12 protein-coding genes are annotated in these 10,189 nt (G+C 37.4%); 4 read left to right on the top strand and 8 right to left on the bottom strand.

What is annotated here, in order from left to right; translation table 11 throughout:
- Nucleotides 1–268: 268 nt before the first annotated feature.
- On the bottom strand, nt 269–745 hold the full coding sequence (locus Q0371_RS18100; RefSeq protein WP_169359658.1) for a divergent PAP2 family protein: 477 nt from the start codon (nt 743–745) through the stop codon (nt 269–271).
- A gap of 122 nt (nt 746–867) precedes the next feature.
- Between Q0371_RS18100 and Q0371_RS18095 the strand changes: the two genes are divergently transcribed.
- Together Q0371_RS18095 and Q0371_RS18090 are read left to right on the top strand one after the other, a co-directional pair.
- Nucleotides 868–2,370 (top strand): leucyl aminopeptidase, encoded by a 1,503-nt coding sequence (locus Q0371_RS18095; RefSeq protein WP_298473815.1) that lies wholly within the window; start codon nt 868–870, stop codon nt 2,368–2,370.
- 59 nt (nt 2,371–2,429) lie between these two features.
- The gene (locus Q0371_RS18090) at nt 2,430–2,696 is read left to right on the top strand and encodes a spore coat protein (protein WP_298473812.1); all 267 of its coding nucleotides are present in this window, start codon (nt 2,430–2,432) and stop codon (nt 2,694–2,696) included.
- Between the two features lie 183 nt (nt 2,697–2,879).
- Here Q0371_RS18090 and mnhG read toward each other — a convergent pair whose 3' ends face one another.
- From mnhG to Q0371_RS18055, 7 genes are read right to left on the bottom strand one after another with little or no spacing between them, the layout of a single operon-like run.
- Nucleotides 2,880–3,260: a monovalent cation/H(+) antiporter subunit G gene (gene mnhG / locus Q0371_RS18085; RefSeq protein ID WP_298473809.1), complete on the bottom strand. Its 381-nt coding sequence runs from the start codon at nt 3,258–3,260 to the stop codon at nt 2,880–2,882.
- On the bottom strand, nt 3,244–3,525 hold the full coding sequence (locus Q0371_RS18080) for a Na(+)/H(+) antiporter subunit F1 (RefSeq protein ID WP_298473808.1): 282 nt from the start codon (nt 3,523–3,525) through the stop codon (nt 3,244–3,246). The genes mnhG and Q0371_RS18080 overlap by 17 nt, the downstream gene beginning before the upstream one ends.
- Nucleotides 3,522–4,001, bottom strand: coding sequence for a Na+/H+ antiporter subunit E (locus Q0371_RS18075; RefSeq protein WP_298473804.1), 480 nt, complete (start codon nt 3,999–4,001; stop codon nt 3,522–3,524). The genes Q0371_RS18080 and Q0371_RS18075 overlap by 4 nt, the downstream gene beginning before the upstream one ends.
- Entirely contained in the window at nt 4,001–5,491 is a 1,491-nt protein-coding gene (locus Q0371_RS18070) for a Na+/H+ antiporter subunit D (protein WP_298473801.1), read from the bottom strand. Before Q0371_RS18070 ends, Q0371_RS18075 begins: the two co-directional genes overlap by 1 nt.
- Nucleotides 5,484–5,825: a Na(+)/H(+) antiporter subunit C gene (locus Q0371_RS18065; RefSeq protein ID WP_169359664.1), complete on the bottom strand. Its 342-nt coding sequence runs from the start codon at nt 5,823–5,825 to the stop codon at nt 5,484–5,486. Before Q0371_RS18065 ends, Q0371_RS18070 begins: the two co-directional genes overlap by 8 nt.
- Nucleotides 5,825–6,247, bottom strand: a complete 423-nt coding sequence (locus Q0371_RS18060; RefSeq protein WP_298473797.1) for a Na(+)/H(+) antiporter subunit B — start codon at nt 6,245–6,247, stop codon at nt 5,825–5,827. The genes Q0371_RS18065 and Q0371_RS18060 overlap by 1 nt, the downstream gene beginning before the upstream one ends.
- Entirely contained in the window at nt 6,234–8,666 is a 2,433-nt protein-coding gene (locus Q0371_RS18055) for a Na+/H+ antiporter subunit A (RefSeq protein ID WP_298473794.1), read from the bottom strand. Before Q0371_RS18055 ends, Q0371_RS18060 begins: the two co-directional genes overlap by 14 nt.
- Nucleotides 8,667–8,949: 283 nt before the next feature.
- On the opposite strand from Q0371_RS18055, the gene Q0371_RS18050 reads away from it, so the two are divergent.
- Together Q0371_RS18050 and Q0371_RS18045 are read left to right on the top strand one after the other, a co-directional pair.
- A complete protein-coding gene (locus Q0371_RS18050; RefSeq protein ID WP_169359667.1) occupies nt 8,950–9,510 on the top strand; it encodes a DUF5366 family protein in 561 nt (186 codons plus the stop codon).
- A gap of 79 nt (nt 9,511–9,589) precedes the next feature.
- Nucleotides 9,590–10,177, top strand: a complete 588-nt coding sequence (locus Q0371_RS18045) for a TetR/AcrR family transcriptional regulator (RefSeq protein ID WP_298473790.1) — start codon at nt 9,590–9,592, stop codon at nt 10,175–10,177.
- Nucleotides 10,178–10,189 lie beyond the last annotated feature (12 nt).

Below are 10,189 nucleotides of genomic sequence, written 5' to 3'. Positions count from 1 at the left end.
ATCTGTCTCACTCATCCCGTAGGAGTCGCCGTCTGGCGCTCCAATCAATAAACGGGAACAGCTTTAGCATCGATAAAGCGCTTATAAACTTACTCGCATAAATAAAGTAGAAAAACTGTCAACAACCCCAATTCATCAACTATTTAAGTTCTTAATAGCCATTTGACTTTTTATAATGTTTACAGTCACTATAAAAAAGAATTGTTAGTCAAAATCAACCGATAACTTTAACAAAGCTTTAATTTATTCAACTTTCACCTTGATAGCCTTATAAAATAACCGTATAAATAACTATGGATATTAAAATACCGGTTAATGCCCCCATAAAAACTTCAATAGGCTTATGTCCAAGTAAAGTTTTTAGTTCTTCTAGCTTTTCCTCGCTCTTCTTGTGTCCCCAATCCTTTGTCTGATTAACAAAAGTTTGAAAATCTACACGCATCTGATTGATAATGATGGCTTGCTGACCGGCTTGAAATCTAACACCTGTTGCATCAAACATCACTATAACTGCGAACACTGTAGCAACTGCAAAAAGGGTAGAGTCTAATCCCGTTTCAAAAGCAATAGCTGTACACAATGACGTTACAGCAGCCGAGTGAGAGCTTGGCATTCCACCTGTAGAAGTGAATAATTTCCAATCTATCTTTTTAGTGACCAGAAAATGTATTGGTATTTTCACGAACTGGGCAAAGAAGATGGAGAAAAGAGCAGCTAATAGTGGAGTATTTTGTAGAATTGCCACAGCAGACACCGCCTTCCTTGTAAAACTTTGTTACTTTTAGTATAACATATTCTCACTATTCGAAAAATCATTCTCGTTGCTATATAATAAGAATGTATCCAAATTATGTAGGGGGAAAAATGATGATTATTAGCACTAACAATGTAACATTCGAAGAAGTACAATCCGAAACACTAGTGGTAGGAATTCCTAAGCATCCTGAAAATACAGAGAAATGGGATGCATTATTAAATGTGTATGGAAATCACATTCTTGATTGGGTAAAAAGTGGTGACATATCATCAGACTCGAAAAAAATAGTTAAAGTCCCAATAGCGGGTCAAGAAACTGTAAAAAGAATATTATTTGTAGGACTTGGAAATCGTAAAAAGTTAACACAAGAAAATATTCGAGAAGCATTTGGTTTGGTAGGGAAAGAGCTACTTTCTAGTAAGCCTGAATCCCTTGCAGTCTGGGTTCCATCATTTACCTCTGAAAGCGCTACAGAAGCTGATGTAGCTTATTTAGCTGGTGAGGGTATTGGTATGGGAGCTTTTGTTTATGAAGGCTATAAAACAACCTCTAACGTGCCGGATTATTATTTACCAGCTATCGAGCTTTTAACAGATACTGATTTAGAAGAAGCTGCAACTTACTTTGAAGTAGGAAGTATTTATGCAGACGCGGTTAATGAAGCTAGAATTTTAGTGAATACACCAGGGAACGTGCTGACTTCTACACAACTAGGAGAGTATGCAAGAGAGCTTGGTGAGACATATGGCTTTGAAACAGAAATCTTAGGTAAGAAAGAAATAGAAGAGCTTGGCATGGGAGCTTTATTGGCTGTAAACCAAGGGTCAGTTGAAGAACCCCGTTTAATCGCTTTGAAATATCAAGCTACAGATAACTGGGATGATGTAGTAGCACTTGTAGGGAAAGGGATTACTTTCGATACAGGAGGTTACTCTATTAAAACAAAAACTGGTATCGTTGGTATGAAGGGCGATATGGGTGGAGCAGCAGCAGTTTTAGGTGCTATGCAAATTATTGGTGAGCTTCGTCCAAATAAAAACGTTATAGCTGTAATTGCTTCAACGGACAATATGATTTCTGGAAATGCATTTAAGCCAGATGATGTTATTACTTCTATGAGCGGTAAAACGATTGAAATTCTTAATACAGATGCAGAGGGACGTTTAGTTCTTGCAGATGCAGTAACGTATGCAAAACAGCAAGGAGCTAATTATATTGTCGATGTGGCTACTTTAACAGGTGGAGTAATCACCGCATTAGGATTTGACAAAACTGGAGCACTAACAAATAATGAAGAATTCTTTGAAACCTTTATGGAATCCTCTTTGGAAACAGGAGAATTTGTATGGAGACTTCCGTTAACTGAAAATGATAAGAAACGCATTCGTAAAAGTGACGTAGCAGATCTGAACAACTCCCCTGGAGGAGATGGTCATATGATTTTCGGTGGTGGTTTCGTAGGAGAATTTGTAGAAGATACACCATGGATTCACTTAGATATCGCAGGTACGTCCGATGCAAAAGCAGCATATGATTTTGGACCAAAAGGCGGTACTGGTGTTATGGTTCGTACTTTAGCAACGCTTATTGAAAGAATGGCAGACGAAGAGTAGGATAAACGCACAGGACACTTATCCCACATAGCATACACTGTGTTGAAAGGAGGGACATTATGGTTAGATATCAACGCGGTGGTTATGGGGGTAGAGGTCCAGGAGGTCCTAGGGGTCCAGGTGGCCCTGGAGGATTTGGAGGTTACGGAGGTTTTGGTGGTGGCTTTGGTGGATTTGGAGCTCCTCTATTAGGAGGCTTTGTAGGAGGACTTTTAGGTTCTTCTATTATTGGATTTGGTGCAAGACAACCATATCCATATCCATATCAACCTTATCCATACCAGCCTTATCCTTACTATGGTTCACCATATTCCCCGTACTATTAACTAGTATAAAAAAGCTTTTGCAATTCGTGGAGGATCACGTTTTGCAAAAGCTTTTTTTATGGAAGGTATTTCACCTCGAATATAAAAGATGAGCGATGGAGCTAAGTTGTACAAAATATAAAAAGTGCAGGCAAAGCGTTAACCAACTTTGCTTGCACTTTTTTGTTAAGCATGAATTCGAAGCTAATTCGTATCTGTTTTTACCTTCATATTCTTTCTTTTCTCTTCCACAACTTCTTCTAAATCATCTCGCACTGTAAGGTCACAGCATTCTACACCAGAATAATAAGCGGCTCTTCCCATCATATGACCTCCGACTGGACCAGTAATGAAGAGAAATAAGATACCAAGTAAAATTCGCGAATTAAATGTACCTTCGATTAACCAAAAGTGAAGGAACACTCCTATTAAGATGCTCATCACTCCGAGCGTTGCACTTTTGGAAGCAGCATGGGCTCTTGTGTAAACATCTGGTAAACGAAACAAGCCTATTGCGGTCACTAAGATGAAAATAGTTCCAAAGGATATAGTACCTACGATGAATATATTAGCTATTACGGTCACGTTGAATGATCTCTCCCTTCTCCGTGAACTTAGAAAACGCTACAGTCCCAATGAAGGAAAGTACGGCCAATAAGAGGATGACCTCTAAAAAGAATGGAGTGTCAAATAAGATTGAAATCAGGCCGATTAATGAGATCAGGCCAACTCCAATTGCATCCAAGGCAATAACCCGGTCTGGAGTAGTAGGCCCCTTTACAAGACGATAAATGAAGCCTAGTAAAGCAGCGCTGATAAGCACGACAATTACCCATAAAAAAGTTATCATGATCTACTCACCTCCAATATTGCTTTCTCAAAGGTATCGCGTATGGAGTTCACTGCTTCGTCTATATTGCTAAACTCAATAGAGTGTATATATAACGTTTTATTGTCATCCGAAACATCAATAACTACCGTACCAGGTGTTAACGTTATAAGGCTGGACAGCAAGGTTATTTCCCAGTCTTCAGTCAATACTGTTTCCAACGCAAAGATTGCCGGACGGATAGGCATTTCTGGCTTCACGATTAATTTTAAAACAGAGAAGTTAGAAAGTATTAGCTCCTTTAAAAATAAGAATGCTAATTTTATAACAGCCCATACACGATCCATATAGAATCGTGACTTAAAGGATTTTCTTAGCATGAAAAGCATTAGCAAACCGAGCAGATATCCTACTATAAAAGTAGTAGGTTTAAACGATATGGATAGAAACATCCACGTAAGGGCTATAAATACATTTAACAAAATTTGAAAAGCCATTATTTCACCCCTTCAAAGACAGCATCAACATATAAGGAAGGATCTAATAACACATTGGATGCATCAGTCATAAGTGGCACTAAGAATTCGGCTCCAACGCCATAAAAAACAGTAACAGCAACTAGAGCTATTGTTGGAACTAATAAACGCTTATAGGATGTAGCGTCCAAGTAAGAGGATTCGCCTTTTGGCTCACCCCAGAATGCATAGATGAAAATCCGGATAGCGGATAGTAATACGATGAGACTGGAAAGTAGGATAAAAATACTTTGCCATAATAATTCCCCTTCGAAGCCACCTTGAACGATTAACATCTTACCAATAAAGCCGCTTAACGGAGGAATTCCAGCTAAACCAAATGCTGCGATTAAATAACTCCAAGCAAGAAGTGGATATTTCTTCATCAATCCACCCATTTTTCGTAAATTGGACGTGCCTGTAATTTTAATGACAATGCCAATTAATAGGAACAGAGCACCTTTTATCAATATATCATGGATTAAATAAAAGACAGAACCAATCATTCCATTTTCATTCATAATAGAAGCCCCGAATAAGATGACCCCTACTGCAATGACGATATTATAAATAATAATTTGCTTTAAATCAAAGTAAGCAAGTGCACCTATACATCCAACGATGATCGTAACAATTGAGAGTATCATGAGCAGTTCATGAGTGAATCCAACGTCCGTTGTAAAGAACAAAGTATAGGTACGCATGATAGCATATACGCCGACTTTAGTAAGCAATGCGCCAAACAAAGCAAGTATAGGGACTGGCGGTGCAGCATAAGAGCCTGGTAGCCAGAAGAAAAGAGGGAAAATACCGCCCTTTATCCCGAATACGATCAAGAATAATACAGCGATTAGTGTTACAATTCCTACCTCGCCAATCTCGGCCAATTTAACGGAAATATCAGCCATGTTTAATGTCCCGACTACGGAATATAAGTATCCTACTGTAATAACGAATAAGGACGAAGAGACAATATTAACTATTATGTATTTAATAGATTCTTTTAATTGTACTTTTTCTCCACCCAACACAATTAGTACATACGAAGCCATTAACAATACTTCAAAAAATACAAATAGGTTAAAAATATCACCTGTTGTAAATGCTCCGTTAACACCTGTTAACATAAATAAGATCGCTGGATAGTAAAACGACTTTTCTCTCGCTTCATCCATGTAAGTAAAGCTATACCATACAACAAATAAAGTGATGATAAGAGAAGAGGTAACTAAAAGAGCTGAAAACATATCTGAAACCATTGTAATCCCAAATGGTGGAGCCCAGCTACCTAGGGTAAGGGTTTGTACACCATCCGTCTTTACTTTAAAGAGTAATGTAAAGGCCGATACTAGCGCCGTCAGCAATCCAATAATAGTGACCGTTCGCTGCGCTTTTATTCTTTTAGGGAAAAATAAAAGAATTGCCGCAAACAAGAAAGGGATGAGGACTGGGAATAATAATAGATTAATCATTGTCTTCAGATCCTTTCATAAGTTCCATATTGTCCGTTCCCACTTCTTTATACGTTCTATAGGCTAAAACTAGTGAGAATGCTGTAACACCGAAAGCTATTACAATAGCCGTTAATATTAAGGCTTGTGGAAGTGGATCGGCATAATCGGTTACTCCATCAGCTAAGACAGGAGCAGATTTTCCTCCAAGGCCTCCCATTGTTAAAAGAAGCAAATGGGTTCCATGGCTCAGTAAACCTGTTCCAATAATAATCCGAATTAAACTTCGTGAGAGGATTAAATACACTGCAGCCATAAATAGAAAGCCGATTAAAATGGACATCATAATTTCCATTATTCATCTCCTCCTATCATTTGAATAATTGTCATTGTAACACCCACAACAACCAAATATACTCCTGTGTCAAAAAACATAGCAGTATGGATGGATGTTTTCCCTAGTAAAGGAAGGTTGAAATAATCATATACATGAGTGAAGAATGGAACATTAAAGAAAATAGAACCTGCAGCGGTAGCCAGGGCTATAACAAGCCCAACTGCAGTGACAACGGTATAATTTAAAGGAAGCATATCCTGGACTGTTTTTAAGTCGAATGCCAGCAAAAGGAGGACTATTGCGCTAGACATTAACAGACCTCCGACAAAGCCTCCACCAGGTGTATAATGACCTGCAAAAAAGATATGGATGGAGAAAAGAAAAATGATAAAAAAGACTACTTTTGTTGTTGTTTGGATGATTAAATCATTTGTTTTCAACTTTTCTTTCTCCTTTCTTTTTTGCCAATCTCAGTGTGATCATTGCTATTATTCCTAGAGATGCAATAGTAAGTACGCTAATTTCAAATAATGTATCAAAACCACGATAATCTACCAAAATTACGTTTACTATATTCCCGCCTCCCGCCTCGCTATATACGGTTTTTTTGTAGTACTCCGATATAGAAGGAACGAGTTTTTGAGAATGTGCAGAAATAGCAATTAAGGTAACCATAATTCCAACACCAAGGGCTATTAGAAAGTTAGTTAAACGGAATTTGCGATCTTCCTTACCTTTTTCATGCTTGTTTAGTTTAGGTAGGTGATAGAATGCACCAAGGAACAATGCCACAGAAACTGTTTCTATTACTAGCTGAGTAAGAGCTAGGTCTGGTGCCTTGAATATGATGAAAAACAATGCAACTGTATATCCGACAGCTCCCAATGCAATGATTGCTGTAAGTCTAGACTTAGTAATTAATATTGTAAGTGTTCCAATAATAATTAATAACGATAACAGTACTTCAAAAAACTTGATAGGTGCCAAGTTATCAAAGCTAATGACAAATGCATCCTTTATCCACATAGTACTTGCAAGTAAAATGATAATTGCTCCAAAAATGTAAATTAAGTAGGAGCGGATGGAACCTTTCATGTATAAAGAGGACACTTGATTGGCACCACTCTCTGAAAGCATCATTAACCAATCATAAACGCCGTTCAATGTAACCTTGGCTGGCATCTTCGAGTAGGCAACGCTCCACTTAGGGAGTGTTCTGTATAAAAGATAGCCGACAAGGAATATTCCTAACGTCATATATAACGCGGGCGAATCAAATCCATGCCAAGCTTTTATTTTGAATCCTACGTCAGAAGGTAGAGCATAGGTGCTCGGTTGAATAGCTGCTACCGCAGGCTTAATAAATGTATTTCCAAAGAAATTTGGGATGAAAAATATCACGATTACAAGTGTTGCTAATATTCCAGGGGAAATAAGCATTCCGATAGGAGCCTCATGCGCTTTTTTCGGCAGCAACTCAGGTGTATGCTTTCCGCGGAACGTGTGTAGGACAAAGTACAGGCTGTAAACGAATGTAAAGACACTTGCAATCCAAGCAACGACTGGTATCAATATCCACCAAGTATCCATTGAATATAGACCAACATGCTGTAACGACAGGGTCGCATCTAAAAACATTTCCTTACTCAAAAATCCATTGAATAGGGGAATACCGGCCATAGAAAGACTACCAATCATTGCAATCGTAAAGCTAATTGGCATTAGACTCATTAGCCCTCCAAGCTTACGAATATCACGTGTGCCGGTTTCATGGTCTACAATTCCAGCAATCATAAAGAGACTTCCTTTAAAGGTTGCATGATTTAGCAGATGGAAGATGGCAGCAAATGTAGCAAATGTGTAGGTCGTTACTAAATCACCTGTAACGTGATACGCAATAGAGCCAATTCCTAGTAACGACATGATTAAACCAAGCTGACTTACTGTAGAAAAAGCCAAAATTGCTTTTAAATCAGTCTGTTTAACTGCAAAGAACGATCCCCAGAATAGTGTGAGGATACCGACACCAGTAACTAACCATACCCACACCTCCGAAAGTGCGAAAATAGGAGTAAGTCGTGCAACTAAATATAATCCTGCTTTAACCATAGTTGCTGAGTGTAGATAGGCACTGACAGGTGTTGGTGCTTCCATAGCATCTGGAAGCCAAACATAAAAAGGGAATTGAGCAGATTTTGTAAATGCCCCAAGTAATATTAGCACTAACGCCCAGACGAATAGATCATGCTCGGCAATAGTAGCTGCTTGTGAGATGAGTTCCCTAATAGAGAAAGTCTCTCCCATAATGCCTAACAGTAAGAAGCCACCTAGCATCATCAATCCACCAAATACAGTAATCATCATCGATTTCAATGCACCGAAGCGAGAACGATCGCGAGTATACCAGTAGCCAATGAGTAAGAATGATGAAATTGAAGTTAGCTCCCAGAAAAAATAGAGCCCAATTAAGTGGTCAGATTGGACAACGCCAAGCATAGCTGTCATAAACATTAATAAGTATACGTAAAAATTTCCTAGATTCTCTTTATCCTTATCTAAATAAAAGATAGAGTAGAGAACCACGAGGGATCCTATCCCAGTTATTAATAAAGAAAATAGTAAGCTAAGGCCATCTATGTACGAGACAAACGAAATATCGAGTGATGGAATCCAAGGCATTTCTTCTGAAAAAGTTTTTCCATCCATTACTGAAGGAATATACATTGCATATAAAACTACTAAAAGTAAAGGTGCGATTAGAACAAACCAGCCAGTATGGATTCTTTTTGCTTTTTTATACAATAAAGGGATAAAAACAGCCAAAATAATAGGCAAGAATATTGCAAAAATCATGGACATGAGAATCCTCCTTCCAACAATATATTTATGTATATAAATAAAATTATACTCCAAATATGAAGCGTTTGCATGGCATATTACTTCCTTCCTATATATAAGCGACAGTAAATAGAAGTTGGTTTACTTAAAAATAGAAGGGGGAAAGGTATTGCAGTTTTTTATGGAAAATTATTATTCGCTTATTCTAAATTATGGAGAATATTTTGATAGGCTCTTGCGAAAATGAGATACCATCCGATATCATACTAAGTATCAGAATTTCCTATAGATTAGAGGAGCAACAATGAAAAACCCTTATGTTTTTGGCTTTCTTCCGTTAATTACGATCATTTTGTTTAGTTTAACCTTTTCTACCTACACTATGTTTAAAGCAATTGAATTGTTTAAGGTTATTGGTGTATACAGTGGAATGAAAGAATTTCTTACTGATTTTGAGATAAAGCTGTTCGTTCTAATTGTATTTGCCCTTATTTATTTCATGCTCTTTTCCGCCCTAAAATTAATTGCAGAGACTATTCATGAGATCGGAATGTTATTCTTTTCAAAGGATTATGAGGGGAAAACGATGGCGCAGGCCCGAGGGGGCTATGTCATTTTTCTAGGTGGAGCAATTATTTCAGCTGTCGGCTTTCAATCCATACAAATTCTTATGCTTGTCTTTTTAGTTACAGCTTTCATTTATTTTATATATGTTGTATTTAAGCTAAGCAACTCGATGACACTCATTGGAACGTTGGGGCTGGTTATGTTTGAAATAATCGTGTGGAGTTTGTTTCTTGCGTTAGTTATTTATGTAATTATTAAACTTTATAATGGAATTATTGCAAGTCTGCCATTTTTATAATCGACAAATATTGCCTAGGAAATATTGAATGATGTGTACATGTAATCTTTAAATAGATGTATCGCGAGGGGGCAAGGGTTTGGATACTGTATTTGATAAGATGAATATGCAAACAAAGAAAAAAATACAACAATCGTTCCTTTCCCTATTAAAGGGAAAGGAATTTACAAAGATATCGATAAAAGATATAACAGATAGTGCTTGTATAAACAGAGGAACTTTTTATTTACATTATCTTGATAAATACGACTTGCTCGAAAAAGTAGAAGAAGAGCTTTTGGACGGGCTCCGACTACATATTACATCTATAGATTCCGAGTATAAAGTGGAAATGGTGAAACAATTACAAGTTGCAGGCTTTTCCATGGAAGTATTCCGATATATCGAAATGCATGTGGACCAATTTATCGTTTTACTGTCCAAAAACAATACGTCTGGCTTTCATTTAAGACTAAAAAATTTCTTTGTAGAGCAATTCGAGGAAAATTATCAAACAACGGAAATGTCATCTATCGATCCAACCATTCCAACAGATTATTTGTCTGCATTTGCAGCTTCGGCCATTTTAGGTCTCATAGAGCAATGGCTATCTCATACACAACGGGAAACGCCAGAAGAGGTAGCTGTTTTATACTTGAAAATATTGAACTTCATAAAAAGTGTATAAAAAAAAGAGAAG

It is taken from the genome of uncultured Psychrobacillus sp. (assembly GCF_938022135.1).
Classification (GTDB): domain Bacteria; phylum Bacillota; class Bacilli; order Bacillales_A; family Planococcaceae; genus Psychrobacillus.
The sequence above is the reverse complement of the archived record's forward strand: the minus strand, read 5'-3'. Positions and strand labels throughout refer to the sequence as shown.